Origin of the sequence: Mesorhizobium sp. WSM3862 (genome assembly GCF_002294985.1) — a bacterium.
In the GTDB taxonomy this organism is placed as follows: domain Bacteria; phylum Pseudomonadota; class Alphaproteobacteria; order Rhizobiales; family Rhizobiaceae; genus Mesorhizobium.
Window position 1 is genome coordinate 442,406 of the sequence record NZ_NSGE01000005.1, and the last position, 18,113, is coordinate 460,518.

Annotated in this window: 12 protein-coding genes and 1 pseudogene; 7 read left to right on the forward strand and 6 right to left on the reverse strand. The window is 65.3% G+C overall.

The annotated features are described in order from the left end of the window. Positions 1–203: 203 nt before the first annotated feature. From CK224_RS17895 to CK224_RS32365, 3 genes are all read right to left on the reverse strand, one after another. On the reverse strand, positions 204–1,622 hold the full coding sequence (locus CK224_RS17895; protein ID WP_095782634.1) for a pilus assembly protein: 1,419 nt from the start codon (positions 1,620–1,622) through the stop codon (positions 204–206). A gap of 301 nt (positions 1,623–1,923) precedes the next feature. Further along, a complete protein-coding gene (locus tag CK224_RS17900) occupies positions 1,924–2,793 on the reverse strand; it encodes a transglutaminase family protein (RefSeq protein WP_095782635.1) in 870 nt (289 codons plus the stop codon). Continuing rightward, positions 2,793–2,918: a hypothetical protein gene (locus CK224_RS32365; protein ID WP_278057108.1), complete on the reverse strand. Its 126-nt coding sequence runs from the start codon at positions 2,916–2,918 to the stop codon at positions 2,793–2,795. Before CK224_RS32365 ends, CK224_RS17900 begins: the two co-directional genes overlap by 1 nt. 81 nt (positions 2,919–2,999) lie before the next feature. Here CK224_RS32365 and CK224_RS17905 point away from each other — a divergent pair. Continuing rightward, positions 3,000–3,664 (forward strand): annotated as a pseudogene (locus CK224_RS17905) (HAD-IA family hydrolase). 102 nt (positions 3,665–3,766) lie between these two features. Here CK224_RS17905 and CK224_RS17910 read toward each other — a convergent pair. Then, positions 3,767–3,985: a DUF1674 domain-containing protein gene (locus CK224_RS17910; protein ID WP_067001484.1), complete on the reverse strand. Its 219-nt coding sequence runs from the start codon at positions 3,983–3,985 to the stop codon at positions 3,767–3,769. A 105-nt stretch (positions 3,986–4,090) separates the two neighbouring features. On the opposite strand from CK224_RS17910, the gene htpX reads away from it, so the two are divergent. From htpX to purH, 4 genes are all read left to right on the forward strand, one after another. Next, positions 4,091–5,104: a zinc metalloprotease HtpX gene (gene htpX / locus CK224_RS17915; RefSeq protein ID WP_095782636.1), complete on the forward strand. Its 1,014-nt coding sequence runs from the start codon at positions 4,091–4,093 to the stop codon at positions 5,102–5,104. Continuing rightward, the gene (locus tag CK224_RS17920; RefSeq protein ID WP_245425978.1) at positions 5,095–6,495 is read left to right on the forward strand and encodes an RsmB/NOP family class I SAM-dependent RNA methyltransferase; all 1,401 of its coding nucleotides are present in this window, start codon (positions 5,095–5,097) and stop codon (positions 6,493–6,495) included. Before htpX ends, CK224_RS17920 begins: the two co-directional genes overlap by 10 nt. Before the next feature lie 133 nt (positions 6,496–6,628). Beyond that, complete coding sequence (locus CK224_RS17925) at positions 6,629–8,353, forward strand: heparinase II/III family protein (RefSeq protein ID WP_067324937.1); 1,725 nt, start codon at positions 6,629–6,631, stop codon at positions 8,351–8,353. A gap of 96 nt (positions 8,354–8,449) precedes the next feature. Beyond that, positions 8,450–10,066 (forward strand): bifunctional phosphoribosylaminoimidazolecarboxamide formyltransferase/IMP cyclohydrolase, encoded by a 1,617-nt coding sequence (gene purH, locus CK224_RS17930; RefSeq protein ID WP_095782638.1) that lies wholly within the window; start codon positions 8,450–8,452, stop codon positions 10,064–10,066. A gap of 177 nt (positions 10,067–10,243) precedes the next feature. On the opposite strand, the gene CK224_RS17935 is transcribed toward purH, so the two are convergent. Both CK224_RS17935 and CK224_RS17940 read right to left on the reverse strand, forming a co-directional pair. Beyond that, positions 10,244–11,620, reverse strand: coding sequence for an MFS transporter (locus CK224_RS17935; RefSeq protein WP_095779848.1), 1,377 nt, complete (start codon positions 11,618–11,620; stop codon positions 10,244–10,246). A 250-nt stretch (positions 11,621–11,870) separates the two neighbouring features. Beyond that, positions 11,871–16,667: an NAD-glutamate dehydrogenase gene (locus tag CK224_RS17940; RefSeq protein ID WP_095782639.1), complete on the reverse strand. Its 4,797-nt coding sequence runs from the start codon at positions 16,665–16,667 to the stop codon at positions 11,871–11,873. A gap of 125 nt (positions 16,668–16,792) precedes the next feature. Here CK224_RS17940 and CK224_RS17945 point away from each other — a divergent pair, with 125 nt between their 5' ends. Together CK224_RS17945 and CK224_RS17950 are read left to right on the forward strand one after the other, a co-directional pair. Continuing rightward, positions 16,793–17,356: a peroxidase-related enzyme gene (locus CK224_RS17945; RefSeq protein ID WP_067001468.1), complete on the forward strand. Its 564-nt coding sequence runs from the start codon at positions 16,793–16,795 to the stop codon at positions 17,354–17,356. 219 nt (positions 17,357–17,575) lie between these two features. Further along, complete coding sequence (locus tag CK224_RS17950) at positions 17,576–17,899, forward strand: hypothetical protein (RefSeq protein WP_067002171.1); 324 nt, start codon at positions 17,576–17,578, stop codon at positions 17,897–17,899. Positions 17,900–18,113: the final 214 nt, after the last annotated feature.

An 18,113-nucleotide genomic window follows, 5' to 3' on the forward strand; every position in this document is an offset into this window, starting at 1 on the left:
ATGTCGAGTGATTTCGTTTTCCATAACGTGAGCTCAGCGGATTGCACTTCCGGGAAGCAGTCTTCCCGTTAAGGCGCGAGACGCGCGGCAGGTGACCCGAAGGGGTCGCCGCCAGGAGCCGCGTCATGGACGGAAACACGGAAGGCCGCCTGCTTCGTCAAGAAGCGGCGGCCTTTTCCTTTTCTCGCGGCCTGGCCTGTGGGTCAGCGATTGATGGTGAGCTTCTCGATATTGCGGGTGATCTGATCGAAGGCATCTGACAGTTCGGTGCCCGTGGCGGCCTCGTAAAAATGCTTCAGCGACGACGTGTCGTCGGTCGCACAGTCCTTCAATACGGATCTCGCTTGATCCCTCTCGGTCGTCGTCATCGACGGATCGTTGAGATCGAAGCCGATTGTGAAAACCTCTATGCCGTCGTGCTTCATATTCTCGCAAATGGCTTCGGCATTGGCGCGCGACCTCCGGCCCTCGTCGTCGGACGCGGACGTGCCGCGCCCGCGGGCAAAGGCGGTGTTGAACTGGCCGTCCGTCATCAGGATGGCGATCTTTGCCACTTTCTTCGGATCGAAATTCGCCGGACCGGCGCCCAGGCGGGCATCGGCGATGGCCGAACGCCAGGACGGCGAAAGCATGTAATAGCCCCATTGCGCGGCAATCCCACCTGCCGTCACGCCCGCAGCTTGGAAATGACCGATGGCCGTGAGCAGCGTGTTCTGATCGGCCGTCAGCGGAACCAGAGCCGCGGATGGACACACTTTCATGCGGTAGTCGCGGTTGACCTTGGCCTGATAGGTCCTGCCATTGTTGTCCTGCCTCAGCGTATACGGGCCATCGGACGAATAATCGGCATAGCCGTCCTTGTCCTTGCGCTCGGTGGCGCATTTGTCAGGCGCGGTCGTCACGGAAATGGAAAGCGGCGCATCGATCGGCGGCGGCAGCTTCGGTCCGGCCGACGTCTCGACGAAGACGGTGTCGGCGAGGCCGCCAGTGTTGACGGCCTCGGCATAGGGGACGATCGCCACCCGGACCCGAGGCTCGCTGGGATCCCGGTTCTGTCCCAGGAGATCCTTGACCGTCTGCGACGCGGCCGCCTGCAGGTCGCCGATCTTATTGGTCTTGGCGCGCTTGTTGGCCGCCATGGAGCCGGTGATGTCGAGCATCAGCGCCACCTCGATCTTCTTGTCTGAATAGAGCGCGGTGGTCGAGGCGCCGACACGCTGCATATCGCCAACGCTGAACAGCGGAAAATAGAGGCCGACATCGGCATGCGCATTCACCTGCACGGTCTTCGATGTCCTGTCGATGATGAGCTTGTCGAGCACGATCTGGTCGGCCTGCAGGATGCCGGCCGCGCTGTTGGCGTCGAGAAATGCCTGTACCGACGCGTCGGCATCGGCTTCCTTGATGACACCAAGGGTGAGATCGCGTGCCGTCGAGGTCACAGCGGCATCGACGACGCTCTGCAGACTCGATCTCGCATTGTAGACCTGCGCGATATTGACTGCGAATCCCACCCCCAGCGCCAGCACCGATGCGGCAGCCCCAAACAGAACCGCGAAATTGCCTCCGCGATCCCGCGCAAAGCCGTCCACCCCACGAGCGAGACCTTTCAACTGCCGCATCCTCACCCCCGCCTGCTGCGGCTTCGGTGCCGCTCAACGGAAGCGCTGCAGGATTTCGGCCAGACACGGCCACCCTTCTGTTCGAAGGCGCGGAGCGACAGTTAACTCATTGTTTTTGCTGGAACACGGCAGACAGGAAGGTGAATGGCGGGTAAATGGAAACGCAATAGGGAAATGCCGTTAATAAAGCGCTTACCATGAGTGGCGGAGCGATTGCGGCCCTTCCCGCTTCGGCACAGCGCGCCCTGTGCCAAAGCGGGTCAGCGCTGGTGCTGGCGCCGCAGTGAAACAGCCGCCTGGCTTAGGCGAGCATCTGGGCGCTCGCGGTCCTGTCGATGCCGTGATGCGGTGGCCTGAACAGGTTGCCTTCCTGCTCATAGGTCCACACCTTGAACAGGGTAAGCCGATGCGGGCCGAAGCTGTGCAGCAGCGGCACGTCGGTGGCGTCGCGGCCGCGCGCGATCACGACGCGGCCGATCCTTGGACGATTGTGGCGCGGATCGAACGCGTACCATTTCCCGTCGAGGAACACTTCCATCCAAGCTGAGAAATCCATCGGCGCCGGATCGGCCGGCACGCCGATATCGCCGAGATAGCCGTTCACATAGCGCGCTGGAATGTTTATCGCGCGGCAGAGCGCGATCGCGAGATGCGCGAAGTCGCGGCAAACGCCGACGCGCTCCTCATGCGCCTGCGCCGCCGTGCGGGTGGCGCGGGCATAGCCGTAGCCGAACGAAAGCCGGCTATGGACATAGTCGACGATCGCCTGCGCGCGCGCCCAGCCGGGCGGCAGGTGGCCGAACAGCTCCCAGGCGAGGTTGCTGAGGTGATCGGTTTCGCAATAGCGGCTGCCGAGCAGGTAGACGAGCACCTCGTCCGGCAGCTCCGCCACCGGCATTTCGCGCGCCAGCGTGTTGATCTCGTCGGCCTCGCCGCTGTCCTCGATCACCCCATCAAAGAGGATGCGAAAACCGCCGGCCGGCGCCGTGAAGCGGCGGCAGATATTGCCATGGCTGTCGCGATAGGTGGTCGTCGGCACCGAAGGCGAGGTGAGAAAGCGTGTCTGCCGCTTGATGTCGGCATGGCGATCCGGGTGGATGTCGAGAAGCGCGATGATCGGCGTCGCGGCATCGCATTCGATGGCGATTTCGTAGCCGAGCCTGATCAGCATCACTTCCCCTTGTTGGTGGTCTTGCCCTTGTTGGTGGTCTTGCCCTTGTTGGTGGTCTTGCAAGACTGGTTGGAGAACGCCGCAATGAGGAGCGTTGTTCCGGCGGCGAGTCGAAATGCCGGCATGCGCCTTTGCAGGCTCCGCTTCGGAGGTTAGGATAGCGGTGCGTTTCGCGCTCCCCGAAAACGATTCCCCCAGGATATCCGATGTTCCCAGGCAGAAAGTTCGCCGCTTTCCTTTTCGACATGGACGGCACGGTCCTCAATTCGATCGCCGCGGCGGAACGCGTGTGGACCAAGTGGGCTCGCCGTCACGGCCTCGACGTCGCGAGCTTCCTGCCGACTATCCACGGCAAGCGCGCGATCGAGACCATCGCCGCGCTGAAGCTTCCCGGCGTCGATCCCGTCGTGGAAGCCGATGCGCTGCTCGAGGCCGAGGCGGCCGACCTCGAGGGCATCGTTCCGATTCCGGGTGCTGTGGCGTTTCTCAAGTCGCTGCCGCCGGAGCGCTGGGCGGTCGTCACCTCGGCGCCGCGGGAACTCGCGCTGCTGCGTATGGCGGCGGCCGGCATTCCGGTGCCGGCCATCATGGTCTCGGCCGAGGACGTCACCCGCGGCAAGCCGGCGCCCGACTGTTTCTTTTGGCGGCAAAGCGTCTCGGCGTCGAGGCGCGCGATTGCCTCGTCTTCGAGGATGCCCCGGCCGGCATCGCCGCGGGCGAAGCCTCCGGCGCCTCGGTGATGGTGATCAGCGCCACGCATGTCCATCCGGTCGTGACGCAGCACGCCAGCATCGCCACCTACGATGCCCTCGGCGTCGCCACGGACGACAATGGCTGGATGATCATCGAGCCGCAGCGCGACGCGGCCTGACGTATGTCGCGGTGTGCAGCGGTTTTGCGAAGACGGCAGCACAAACAAGCACTTAAAGCGCGTCGCCTGAATCCGCTTCAGCGCGACGCGCATCGAGTGTCATTAGAAATCGGTGGCCAGGCCCTTCACCTCCCAGTCGCCGTAGCGCCCGGGTTCCTTGCCGCCGCGTCCGCCGAGCTCTTTCGGCAGGCGGGCTTCCGCCTCGCGGTATGCCTTCCGCCGGGCTTCGGCTTCCGCCAATGCGCGCTGCGCCTCAAGCGTCAGCGTCCTTTGCGGCTTGTCGCCTTCGGCGGCTTCGGTTTTGTTGGGTTGTTCGGTCATGCGATGCTTCCTGCCGATTGAAACGGGGACCGGCCTTTCCCATGATATAGCCATGACAATGGCAGGATCGACCCCTATTCGCCACCACGCCAGACGGAAGAGACGATGAATACGCTTCGCACCGCCATGCTCCTTGCCGCGATGACCGCGCTGTTCATGGGCGTCGGCTTTCTGATCGGCGGCACCGGCGGCATGGTGATCGCCTTGCTGTTCGCCGCCGGCATGAACCTGTTCAGCTACTGGAATGCCGACAAGATGGTGCTGTCGATGAACCGCGCCATCGAGGTCGACGAGAGGAACGCTCCCGAATATTATGCGATCGTTGAGGCGCTGGCCAAGCAGGCGGGCCTGCCGATGCCGAAGACCTATCTGATCGACAGTCCGCAGCCGAACGCCTTCGCCACTGGCCGCAATCCCGAAAACGCCGCGGTGGCCGCATCGACCGGCCTGCTGGAGCGGCTCAGTCACGAAGAGGTCGCGGCGGTGATGGCGCATGAACTCGCCCATGTGCAGCATCGCGACACGCTTACCATGACGATTGTCGCGACGCTTGCCGGCGCGATCTCGATGCTCGGCAATTTCGCCTTCTTCTTCGGCGGCAGCCGCGAAAACAACAATCCGCTGGGCTTCGTCGGCGTGCTTGTCGCAATGCTCGTTGCGCCCTTTGCCGCCATGATCGTGCAAATGGCGGTGAGCCGCACCCGCGAATACGAGGCCGACCGGCGCGGCGCCGAAATTTGCGGAAATCCGTTGTGGCTCGCCTCGGCGCTCGACAAGATCGCGCGCGGCGCCGAGCGCATTCCCAATCCGGATGCCGAGCGCAATCCGGCGATGGCACATCTGTTCATCATCAATCCGTTGCACGGTGAGCGCATGGACAATCTGTTCTCGACCCACCCGAGCACAGAGAACCGCATCGCCGCCCTGCAGCAGATGGCGCGCGAGATGAGCGGTGCCGCCCAAGCCGCGCGGCGCGAAGCCCCTGCGCCAGGCCAGCCGGACGAGCCGCAGGCAGGGCCATGGAGCCAGCCGGCCGAGCCGGAGCGGCCGAAGCCCAATCCCTGGGGTCGCAACCCGACCGGCCCCCGCGGCACAGGATCCAAAGGTCCGTGGTCGTGAGCGGAGCGAAGCGCCGACCCCAAACCCAAGGCAGACGTGACGCAAGTGCGAGCGAAGCGGTCGCCGGCCTCGCGGCGCGCAAGGCGGCCGCCCGCCTGCTTGCCGCCGTCATCGATGCCCATACCCCGCTCGACGGCCTGACCGACAACGAGCACGGCCACCCGCAATACAAGGCGCTCGACCAACGCGACCGCGCATTGGTGCGCGCCATTCTGGTCACGGCGCTGCGCCACCGCATGACCATTGTCGGACTGCTGGCAAGGCGTCTGGAAAGACCGTTGCCGGCAAACGCCACCGTGCTCTCGCACATCCTGCACGTGGCCGCCGCGCAGATCCTGTTTCTCGACATCCCCGACAGCGCCGCCGTCGACCTCGCGGTCAACCACGCCAAGTCCGACCCACGCACGCTGCGTTTCTCCGGTCTCGTCAACGGCGTGCTGCGCTCGCTGGCGCGTGCCAAGGGCGCCGAGCTGGCGCCGACGCTCGGCGCGACGACCGAGGCGCCCCAGTGGTTCGCAGACCGACTGGCCACAGCCTATGGCGCCGCCAAGGCGGAGGCCATTCTTGCTGCCCATCGCCATGAGGCTCCGGTCGATTTCACCGTTAAAACCGACCCTTCGCTCTGGGCGGAGAAGCTGGGCGGCATCGTGCTGCCGACCGGCACGGTGCGCGTCGAGAAGCTGCAGACCGGCGTCACCGATCTGCCCGGCTTCGCCGGGGGCGCCTGGTGGGTGCAGGATGCGGCGGCAGCCCTGCCCGCGCGCCTTTTCGGCGCCATCGAGGGACAACGCATCGCCGATCTTTGCGCCGCGCCCGGCGGCAAGACGGCCCAGATGATCCTCGCCGGCGCGAACGTCACCGCCGTCGACAGTTCAAAGAGCCGGCTGGCCAGGCTGGGTGAGAACCTAAAACGCCTCGGCCTTTCGGCCGAACTGGCGCACACCGACCTGCTCGACTACCGGCCGGCGGAGCCGTTCGACGCCGTGCTGCTCGACGCGCCCTGCTCCTCGACCGGCACCGTGCGCCGGCATCCCGACGTGCCGTGGACCAAAACCATGGCCGATGTCGAGAAGCTCGCCACGCTGCAGCGGCGCCTGCTCGCTCACGCCGTCACTCTCGTCAAACCGGGCGGACGGCTCGTCTTTTCCAATTGCTCGCTCGACCCGATCGAGGGCGAGGAGCTTTATCGCGTCTTCCTTGCCGGAACTCGCGGCGTGATCGCCGATCCGATCCAAGCGGGTGAATTCGCCGGCTTCGATCCCTTCCTCACGCCCGATGGCACGCTGCGCACCACCCCCGCTGATTTGGTGCTGAATTCACCGGGGGTTTCGGGGCTCGACGGCTTCTTTGCCGCCCGGATGAGAAGGACGATTTGGGACGTTATTGCATAAATCTTGCCGACTTTTTTAGCGACGCCCAGGTCATGGCCGCGTGAAGGGGTTCACTTCGGCGAAATCCGCCTTCGCATAAGTTCTTGAATCATATAAGCTTGTGCTTAGGGGCTGACGACTATCAGGAGGGGTTTTGGCACTTGCTGCCGGCAGCACGACGCGTCTTTGGACGCTTGTCGCGAGGGAGTTCTGGCGCAAAACGCGCCGGCGCCTTCGTGCCGGTCCTATCTATCGCTGGCGTTATTCCGGCCGCACGCCCGAGCGCGTCCTCATCGCGCCGCCGGATCTGAGGCTCGCCGACCCGCAGATCGCGCTCGAAATCTACTATGGCCGCTATCCGCTGTCCGGCCACATGGTCGAGACCGGCGGCAAATCGCCTTTCCAGATCAATGTGCCCAATCGCGGCTGGCAAAAGTCGCTGCACGGCTTCCGCTGGCTGCGCCATATGCGCGCCGCAGGCACCGAGCTCGCCGCCGCCAATGCTCGCGCCCTGGTCTCGGACTGGATCGTCATGCACGGCAACCAGATATCGGGCGTCGCCTGGGAGCCTGGCACGACAGCCAAGCGGGTGATTGCCTGGCTGCAGCATTCCTCGGTCGTGCTGCAAGGCGCCGAATTCCCGTTCTACCGCGCCTTCCTCAAATCGCTCGCCATGCAGATCCGCTATCTCAGATCGATGGCGCGCGAGATGCCGGACGGCAAGGACAGGCTGCGCGCTCGCATCGCGCTCGCCTTCTCCACCCTGTCGCTACCCGCGCCGGCCTCGGCGCTGCGCGCCGCCACGCGCAACCTGGCCGAGGAGCTCGACCACCAGATCCTGCCGGACGGCGGTCACATCTCGCGCAACCCGATGACGGTGCTGGAATTGCTGGCCGACCTTCTGCCGTTGCGCCAGACCTATGCCAACCAGGCCGAGGCGCCGCCGCCGGCGCTGATCAACGCCATCGACCGCATGCTGCCGGCGCTGCGCTTCTTCCGCCACCAGGACGGCAGCCTTGCCCGCTTCAACGGCATGGGCGCCACCATCCACGATCGCATCGCCACCATCCTGCGTCATGACGACACGGTCGGCGCGCCGCTGCTGCACGCGCCCCATTCCGGCTATGAGCGCCTGTCGATGGGCGGCGTCACGGTGATCGCCGACACCGGCCTGCCGCCGCCTGTCGACATCTCCAACGCGGCGCATGCCGGCTGCCTCGCCTTCGAGCTTTCTTCCGGGCGCCAGCATTTCATCGTCAACGCAGGCATCGATACCTATGGCGCCGCCGAATTCCGGCCGCTCGCCCGCGCCACCGCCGCGCATTCGACAGCCACCGTCAACGACACGTCCTCGGCGCGCTTCAGTCACTCGTTGCGGGTCAGCGACCTGCTCGGCTCGCCGCTGATCGGCGGCCCGCAGCACGTGCCCTGCAAGCGCATCGACCAGAAGGGTGTGCAGGGCTTTGTCGCGCGCCACGACGGCTATGCCGCGCGCTTCGGCTTGCTGCACGAGCGGGAGGTGAAGCTGGCGGAGAACGGCAATGTGCTGACCGGCCGCGACCGCTTCCTTCGCCCCGGAGGTGCGGCGATCCGCAACAATGGCCGCGATTTCGTCACCGTGCGCTTCCATATCCATCCCGACATCGGCCTGCTGCACGACGAGCAGGGCCGCCTGACCCTGGCGGCCTCCCAGGGCGACACCTGGGTGTTCACTTGTGCCGAAGTGGCGCCGGAAATCGAGGAATCGATCTATTTCGCCGGGCTCGGCGGACCGCGCCGCAGCCGGCAGATCGTGCTTGCCTTCAAGGCCTCGGAGATCGCCGAGGTGCACTGGCAGCTGACGCGCGCCGCCGTCGCCGGCTATCCCGAGAACAACTGATTCGCGGCCAAGGAACCCGAGTTGCGCGCTTGATTTCCGAGCCTCATATGCTACGGCCCGCGAACGTTCCCAACCAGCCTTGAAAGGCCGCCAGCCATGGCCGTCCCTGCCAAGAACATTCCGGCGCCCGAACTCGTTCCGATTCGCCGCGCGCTGCTTTCCGTTTTCGACAAGACCGGTTTGATCGACTTTGCCAAAGCCCTTGCCGCCGCCGGCGTCGAGCTGGTCTCCACCGGCGGCACCGCGAAGGAGATCGCCGGGGCCGGCCTGGCCGTACGCGATGTTTCGGAGCTGACCGGCTTTCCCGAGATCATGGACGGTCGCGTCAAGACCTTGCATCCCTCGGTGCATGGCGCCCTGCTCGGCGTGCGCGACGACCCCGAGCACGCGAAAGCGATGCACGACCACCATATCCAGCCGATCGACCTCGTCGTGTCCAACCTCTACCCGTTCGAGGAGGTCCGCCGCTCCGGCGCCGGCTACGCCTCGATCGTGGAAAACATCGACATCGGCGGCCCGGCGATGATCCGCGCCTCGGCCAAGAACCACGCCTATGTCGCCATCGTCACCGACCCTGCCGACTATGCATCGGTGCTCAACGCGCTCGAGATGAATCTCGGCTCGCTGTCGCTCGATTTCCGCAAGAAGCTGGCGGCGAAGGCCTTTGCCCGCACCGCGACCTACGATGCGGCGATCTCCGGCTGGTTTGCCGACACGCTCGAAATCGAGCATCCGACCTGGCGCGCCTTCGGCGGCCGTCTCGACCAGGTGATGCGCTATGGCGAGAACCCGCATCAGGGCGCCGGCTTCTATCTCTCCGGCGACAAGCGCCCGGGCGTCGCGACCGCCAGGCAGCTGCAGGGCAAACAGCTTTCCTACAACAACATCAACGATACCGACGCCGCCTTCGAGCTGGTCGGTGAATTCGATCCGACCCGGTCAGCGGCGATAGCCATCATCAAGCACGCCAACCCGTGTGGTGTGGCCGAGGGCGCGACGCTGAAGGCGGCTTACGCCAAGGCGGTGGCCTGCGATCCGGTTTCGGCCTATGGCGGCATCGTCGCCATGAACCGCATCCTCGACGCCGAGGCAGCGGAAGAGATCGTGAAGACCTTCACCGAGGTCATCATCGCGCCCGATGCCACCGACGAGGCCGCGGCGATCATAGCGGCGAAGAAGAACTTGCGCCTTCTGGTCACCGGCGGCCTGCCCGACCCGCGCGCCGCCGGCACGGTTGCCAAATCGGTCGCCGGCGGGCTGCTGGTGCAAAGCCGCGACGATGCGGTGGTCGACGACCTCGAGCTCAAGGTGGTGACGAAACGCGCGCCGACTCCGGCCGAGATGGCCGACCTTAAATTTGCCTTCCGCGTCGCCAAGCACGTCAAGTCGAACGCCATCGTCTATGTCAAGGACGGCTCGACCGTCGGCATCGGCGCCGGCCAGATGAGCCGCGTCGATTCCTCGCGCATCGCCGCCCGCAAGGCGCTCGACGCTGCCGAGGCGGCTGGCCTGGCCGAGCCGCTGACCAGGGGTTCGGTCGTCGCTTCCGACGCCTTCTTCCCCTTCGCCGACGGCCTGCTGTCGGCCATCGAGGCCGGCGCCACGGCCGTGATCCAGCCCGGCGGCTCGATGCGCGACGAGGACGTGATCGCCGCCGCCGACGAGCACGGCATCGCCATGGTGTTCACCGGCGTGCGGCACTTCAGGCATTGAGGGCCCTTCTTCCCTTCTCCCCTTGTGGGAGAAGGTGGATCGGCGCTTAGCGCCGAGACGGATGAGGGGTGTTCCAGCTTGGCAATGCGCTTGAAATTGCCGCCGCCTCATTCCGTCCAGCACCCCTCATCCGTCGCCTTCGGCGACACCTTCTCCCACAAGGGGAGAAGGAGAGCGCTATTCCACCGGCTTGTCCGCCGGATATGGCGTCCTGACCAGGATTGCCATGCCGAGGCCGAGGAACAGCGCAATCACCGCCATGCCGAGCCGTGCCGAGCCGCTGGCCAGCGTGATCGTCGACACCAGGAACGGCGCCAGGAAGCTCGTTGCCCTGCCGGCCAGCGCGTAGATGCCGAAATAGCGGCCGGACTCGGCGGCCGTGACGCTGCGCGCCATGTAGGAGCGCGAGGAGGCCTGCACCGGCCCGAAGGCGAGCCCGATCAGCAGGCCGTAGAGGATGTAGGCCTTTTCGGCCGCGGTGCCGAAGAGGCCGCCGGAATCGGTGGTGGGCAGTTGTATTAGGCCGAGCAGCGTGAAGCCTGGCCCGGTCGACACGACGCCGATCGTAGCCAGCAAAAGCAGCATCAGCGCAAACATCACCACGGCCTTCGAGCCGAGCGCGGTGTCGAGGCGCGCGGCGATCCAGCAGCCGAAGATCGCGACGACGTTGAGGATGATGCCGAACATGCCGATCTCGGTGATCGACCAGTTGAACATGCCGGCGGCAAAGGTGCCGCCGAGCGCCAGGAGCGCGTTGACGCCGTCCTGATAGATCATGCGGGCGACGAGGAAGCGGAAGATGCCGACGCGCTTGCGCACCTCGAAGAGCGTGGACTTCAATTCCGACAGGCCCTCCCGCACCGCCGGGCCCATTGAAAGCCCCTTGATGGCGTCCGGCGTGAAGATGAACATCGGCAGGATGAACAGGAAGTACCATCCGGCCGACATCGGCCCGGTGAAGCGCGCGTCCTCGCCGAGCTTAGGATCGAGCCCGAACAGCGGGTCGAGGCCGATGATCGTCTTGCCGGTTTCCAGATTGCCGGCCAGGAACAGCACCACGAAGATCAAGGCCACCATGCCGCCGAGATAGCCGAGTCCCCAGGCGATGTTGGAGATCTTGCCGATGTCCTCCTTGGGTACCAGGCGCGGCATCATGGAATCGTTGAAGACGGTGGAGAATTCCGCGGCCACAGAGGCGAGCGAGAAGAGCAGCACGATCAGGAACAGGCTGGAGCCGGGCGCGGCGAACCAAAGCAGCGTAAGGCTGATGATCTTGACCGCCGCGAAGGAGGCGATCCATGGCTTGCGCGGCCCGGTCTGGTCGGCAATCGAGCCGAGCACCGGCGAAAGCACCGCGATGACGAGACCCGCGGCAGCGATGCCGTAACCCCAGGCCGCCTGCCCGGTTGTGGGGTCGCTCGCCATGCGCGAGACGAAGTATGGCCCGAAGATGAAGGTGGTGACGACGGTGAAGAAGGGTTGCGCCGCCCAGTCGAAGAACATCCAGCCCCAGATGCCGCGCCCCGTTGCCCGCTGCACTGCTACTTCGGCCATGTCCCCTCCGGCATCGTCCGCTCGCCCCGCGACCCGCGCATGTCTGCATGTTTTCGGGCGGCGATGCAAATGAACAAGCACGGCGCCGCCGCTCATTGGCTTGCGCGTTTCCACTCCGCGTCAGCGGGAAGAGCGCCGGCCGCGACCTCTTCCTTCTGGGGAAGTCGCACCTCAGGTCCGCATGGGGGGTCGGCGCTGCCTCCCGCCCCGCTGCTTCGCAGCGACCCTCCCCGCAAGGGGGAGGGTAAACCTACATCCCCGTCAGGTCGCTCATCAGGCCGGACGCCACTGACAGCCGAGACACGGTGATGTCGCCGCCTTCGGTCAGCGCCTGCAGCCTCTCGCGGATTCGCCCGACCTGCTCGCCGCCGGCTTCCAGCCAGGCCGCCACCGGATCCACCGCCTGGCCGTGGGCGGTGAGCGCCGCGACCGCGATGCCGCGTCTTGCGGCGCCGATCGTGTCGGTCGCGCGCGATAGCGCCAGCTGGTCGTAATAGTCCGGCGGCATGATCGAGCGCGCGGCCTCCTCGACGCGTGGAATGCGAAAAGCGTCGCTGACGGCGAAGAAGGCCCTGGCGGCGCTGACGATATCGGCATTGGCCGTGCGTGCGGTGAGCGCGATGTCCGGGATCAGGTCGCTCACCTCGGCCAGCGCCAGCTTTTCGGCAAGTTTGTCGGGCGCGCCGCCCTCAGTCAGGTCATGGCGCCGCGCCTCGATCCGCTCGCGTGAGAAGGCCGGCAGCAGCGAGATGAGCTTCGGCTCCAAAGCCTTGCGCGCTTCCTGCAAGTCGGCGATACGCTGGCCGAGCGGTGCGGAGGATAGGTCGTTCTTCAGGTACCAGCCGCTGGTCATGAAGATGAGCCGGCTGACTGCCTGGTAGAGATCGAGCTGCGTCTGGCCGTCGATCTGGTTGTCGAGGGCATCGATCTCCTTGTAGAGCCAAGGCAGCGCGAAACCGTCGCGCACCAGGGCGAAAGTGCGCGCGACGGCGCCCGCGGTGCGGCCCGTCGCTTCCTGCAGCCGGTTGACGAAGGACGGTCCGCCGCGATTGACGAGATCGTTGGCGACGACGCGCGCGATGATCTCGCGCCGCAGCCGGTGGTCACGGATCTCGCCGGCGAATTTCTTCGCCATCCGCTCCGGGAAATAGCCCATCAGATCGCGGTCGAAATGCGGATCGTCCGGCACGTCGCTGGCGACGATGTCGGAGAAGAGCACGATCTTGGCATAGGCAAGCAGCACGCCGAGCTCGGCCCTGGTCAGCGGCTCGCCGCGAGCCTCGCGCTCGGCGAGCGCCGCCGGCGAAGGCAGCGTCTCGACGGCGCGGTCGAGCAGGCCGCGCGCTTCGAGCGCCGTCATGAAGCGCGCCTGGTGCGCGATGTCGGCCAGTCCGCGCTTGCGCGCCAGCGACAGCGCCAGCGTCTGCTGGTAGTTGTTGGAAAGCACCAGCGTGCTCACCTCGTCGGTCATCTCGGCAAGCAGCTTGTTGCGCGCCGGCCGCGCCAGCGAGCCTTTGCGCATGGCGGACGCCAGCGCGATCTTGATGTTGACCTCGACGTCCGAGCAGTTGACGCCGCCCGAATTGTCAATGGCGTCGGAATTGCAGCGGCCGCCCTTCATGCCGAACTCGATTCGCGCCCGCTGCGTGACGCCAAGATTGGCGCCCTCGCCGATGACCTTGGCGCGCACGTCGAGCGCGGTGACGCGGATGGCGTCGTTGGCGCGGTCGCCGACATCGGCATTGGTCTCGCCGGAGCCCCGGACATAGGTGCCGATGCCGCCGAACCACAAAAGATCGACGGGCGCCTTGAGGATGGCGTTCATGATCTCGACCGGCGTTGCCGTGGTCTTTGCGAGGCCGATCGCGGCGGCCGCCGCCTGCGGCAGCGTTATCGACTTCAGGCTGCGCGAGACGATGACGCCGCCTTCCGACAGCTTTGACTTGTCATAGTCCTGCCACGACGAGCGCGGCAGCGCGAACATGCGCTGGCGCTCGGCCAGCGAGGCCGCCATGTCCGGGTCGGGGTCGATGAAGATGTCGCGGTGGTCGAAGGCGGCGATCAGCTTGGTTGCCGGTGACAGGAGCATGCCGTTGCCAAACACGTCGCCCGACATGTCGCCGACGCCGACGACCGTGAAGGGCTCGGTCTGGATGTCGCGGTTCATCTCGCGGAAATGCCGCTTCACCGCTTCCCAGGCGCCCTTGGCGGTGATGCCCATCTTCTTGTGGTCGTAGCCGGCCGAGCCGCCGCTGGCGAAGGCGTCGTCCAGCCAGAAATTGTGCGTCTCGGAAATGGCGTTGGCCGTATCGGAGAAGGTCGCCGTGCCCTTGTCGGCGGCAACGACGAAATAGGGATCGTCCTGGTCGCGCCGCACCACGCCGGCCGGCGGAATGATGCCGTCGACACCGATATTGTCGGTGATCGAAAGCAGGCTGGAGACGAAATTCTTGTAGGCCAAAGTGCCGGCCTCGAAGATGGCGTCGCGGCCGGCGCTCATCGGCAGTTTCTTCGGATAGAAGCCGCCCTTCGCGCCGACCGGCACGATGACCGCGTTCTTGACCTGCTGCGCCTTGACCAGACCCAGTACCTCGGTGCGGTAGTCCTGGGCGCGGTCAGACCAGCGCAGGCCGCCACGCGCCACCGGGCCGAAGCGCAGGTGCACGCCCTCGACCTCCGAGCCGTAGACGAAGATCTCGCGCCAGGGCCGCGGCGCCGGCAATCCGTCGACCGCCTGCGAATCCAGCTTGATCGCCAGCGACTGTCCTTTGTCTTTCGTATCGGTAACGAAATGATTGGTGCGCAGCGAGGCTTCGATCAGGTTGAGGTAACGACGGATGATGGTGTCGTCGTCGATGTTGGGCACCTCTTCCAGCGCGTCCTTGATCTTGGCCTTGAGGTGCTTGGCGGCGACCACGCCCTCGGTCTCGGCCGTCGGGCCAAGGCGGGCAACGAACAGCTGATGCAGGCCGCGCGCGATCTCCGGATAGCGGTTGAGCGCGGCGGCGATGAAATCCTGGCTCTGCGGGATACCGGCCTGCTGCAAATAGCGGCCGTAGGCGCGCAGGATCGTGATTTCGCCCGACCAGAGACCCGCGGTCTGGGCAAGGCCGTTATAGCCGTCGTTGTCGACGTCGCCGCGCCAGACCGACAGGAAGGCATCCTCGAACAGCGCGCCGTCGCCGAGGTCGATCGGCTTGCCGTAGCTGTTCTCCAGCTCCATGTCGTGGATGAACACCATGCCGGAGGCTTCGTCGCCGACCTCGAAGGTGCGCTCGCTGATGACGCGGAAGCCGATATTCTCCAGCACCGGCACGCGCCGCGACAGCGCCACCGGACTGCCGTGGTGATAGATCTTCAGCGCCGCCTGGTGCGGCTTCTGGTCGGCATGGCGGTAATAGTCGATGGCGATCGGATTGGCCGCATCGATCCTGGCGATGCGACCTGCGTCGGCCAGCGCCACGGCCGGCGAGAACGAATCGCGATAGCTTTCCGAAAAGCGCGAGGCAATGGCCGTGAGCGTTGCATCCGCGCCGGATTCCGACACTGCTTCGCGCAGCGCATCGTCCCAGGTGCGCACGATGTCGCGGATCGCTGCCTCGATCGTTGCTGGCTCGACCTTTGGCGTCTTGCCGCCGGAACGGCCGATGATGAAATGCACACGCGCCAGCCCGCCTTCCGGGAAGGCCGGATAATATGCCGACAGCCGGCCCTGGAATACCGTCTTCAGGTAGGTGCCGATCTTCTCGCGCACGACGCTGTCGTAGCGGTCGCGCGGCACGAAGACGAGAATCGAGACGAACCGGTCGAACTGGTCGACCCGCACCAGCGCCCTGACGCGCGGCCGTTCGATCAGCCCCAGGATGGCTTCGGCGTGCTTCCTGAGGATCGGCACCGGAACCTGGAACAGCTCGTCGCGCGGATAGCTCTCCAGCACGTTGATCAGCGCCTTGCCGGAATGGTCATGTGGATTGAAGCCGGACTTGGCGATGACCGTCTCGGCCTTCGAGCGCAGATAGGGGATCTTCATCACCGAACGCGTGTAGGCGGTCGAGGTGAACAGGCCGACGATGCGCAGCTCGCCTGAAAGCACGCCCTTGGCGGTGTAGGTTTTGACCCCGATATAGTCGAGATAGATGCGCCGGTGCACCAGGGACTTGGCATTGGCCTTGGTGACGATCAGCGGTTCCGGCCCATGCAGGAAGGCGCGGATTTCCGGCGTTGTCGACACCGCCTCGGTGCCGCGCCTGAGAACCAGGACGTCGGGATCCGCGAGGATGCCGAGGCCGGGTTTGTCGGCGCGCTCCAGCATGCCGCTCTTCTCGCCGCCGGTGTAGTTGAACTCGCGCATGCCAAGGAAGGTGAAATTGTCGTCTCGCAGCCATTCGAGGAAGGCGATCGCCTCGGTGACATGCGCCTTGTCGAGCGGCACCGGCGCGTAGCGGAATTCCGAGATGGCCTGATCGAGCCGGGCAAGCATCGGCTTCCAATCGGCGACGGCGGCGCGCACCTGGTCCAGCAGCTTCTTCAGGCGGCCGGCCAGGGCTTCGGCCTGATCGGCCGAAAGGCGGCCGATATGGACGTGGACGACGCTCAGCCGGTCATGGCTGGTTTCGCCCTTGACGGAGCCGCCGTCACCGAGGATCTCCTCGATGCCGCTCTTGCCGTGCCGGACGACGATGACGGGATGGGTGACCAAAAGCGGCTCGCCGGCGCTCTCGGTGATCTCGCCGAGGATGGAATCGAACAGGAACGGCATGTTGTCGTTGACGACGGTGATGACCGTCATCGGCCGGCCCTGGCGCGTCACGCCGGAATCCACGTCTATGGCAATGATGCAATCGCCCTTTCTGTGCCTGGCGACCGCCCGGCCGGCGAGATCGGCGGCGCGTTCGAGGTCGGCGACGTCATAGGCGGCGATGTCTTCGGCCGGCGTGCGGGCGAGGAGATAGTCGGCGAGCCTGCCGGGCTTTTCGCCTGCCCTTGCCGCGCCTCCTTTTGCCGTGCTGGTCTTTTTCGGCTGGCTTGCGGTTTTCAGGCTGGCCATGATGTGAAGTCCCTCCCGTCACATGCTTTTGGGTCTATGGTAGCAGATGAGCGCTATTTGGCGACAAAGGTTTGACGACGCTTTAAGAAAATCGAACCGACGCTCACCCTGCGAGGAGAACGGATATGACCGACAGGATTACGGCGCTCGACCTGGCCCGGGCGGAGCTGAGCGAAGCGACGAAGGCTTATTTCGCCAAATGCGAGGAAAAGCTCGGCCTCGTGCCCAACGTGCTTCTGGCCTACGCCTTCGACGAGAAGAAGCTGCGCGCCTTCACCGACATGTACAACGAGCTGATGCTGGGCGAGTCCGGCCTGTCGAAGCTGGAGCGCGAGATGATCGCGGTCGCCGTTTCCTCGATCAACCAGTGCTACTACTGCCTGACCGCGCATGGCGCGGCGGTGCGCCAGCTTTCCGGTGAGCCCGCTCTTGGCGAGATGATGGTGATGAATTTCCGCGCCGCCGGCTTGCCCGAAAGGGAGACGGCGATGCTGGAATTCGCGGTCAAGCTGACGGAGGAGCCGGCCAAGATCGTCGAGGGGGACCGCGCCGCGTTGCGACAGGTGGGCTTCAGTGATCGCGACATCTGGGACATCGCCTCGACTGCCGCCTTCTTCAACATGTCGAACCGGGTGGCCGCTGCGGTCGACATGCGACCGAACCCCGAATACCACGCCATGGCAAGGTGAGGCTCACCGGCCTCACATTAGCAACGTCGAATTTCTCGTTGCCCGCCCCGCCGTTTGGGTCGATGATCAACGATTGCGGCTAGCCCGCATATCGATGATTGCGGCTAGCCCGCATTTCAACGATTGCGGCGTAGCCGCATATCGGATTGCGGCGTAGCCGCATACCGCCAGGCGGCGCTGCCGCATACCGGCTCGACGCTGCCGAAAAGGGAGGAGAACATGGCGAAATTTCTCTATGTCTATCACGGCTCCGGCAAGATGCCGACCGAGGAGGCCGAGCGCAAAGCTGCGATGGATGCCTGGACCGGCTGGTACGACAAGCTGGGTTCGGCCGTGATCGACGGCGGCAATCCTGTCGGCATGTCGAGAACGGTGCTGCCCGGCGGCGTGGTCGAGAACAATGGCGGCAGCAATCCAACCGCCGGCTACACGATCGTCGAAGCGAAGGATATCGACGATGCCGTCGCCAAGGCCAGGGATTGTCCGATCCTGATGAACCCGGCCTTCAGCGTCGAGGTCGCGCCGATCATCGAGATGATGTAGCGCCAAAGCGCCCGAAGGTCGTCACAGTGAAACACGGCGGGCGGCATACTCTTGCCCGCCCGCCGTCGCACGGCTAGAAGAGCCGATCCTTTTCCGATTTCGAGTTTCACTTTGCCTCAGTAACCGCCGGTCTCGTCTACTCCCGAAAGCACCGCAGGCGCGCTTTGGCGGCACCTGCATTCATTTCATGTGTTCTTCAGGCGGCGGCGCGAGA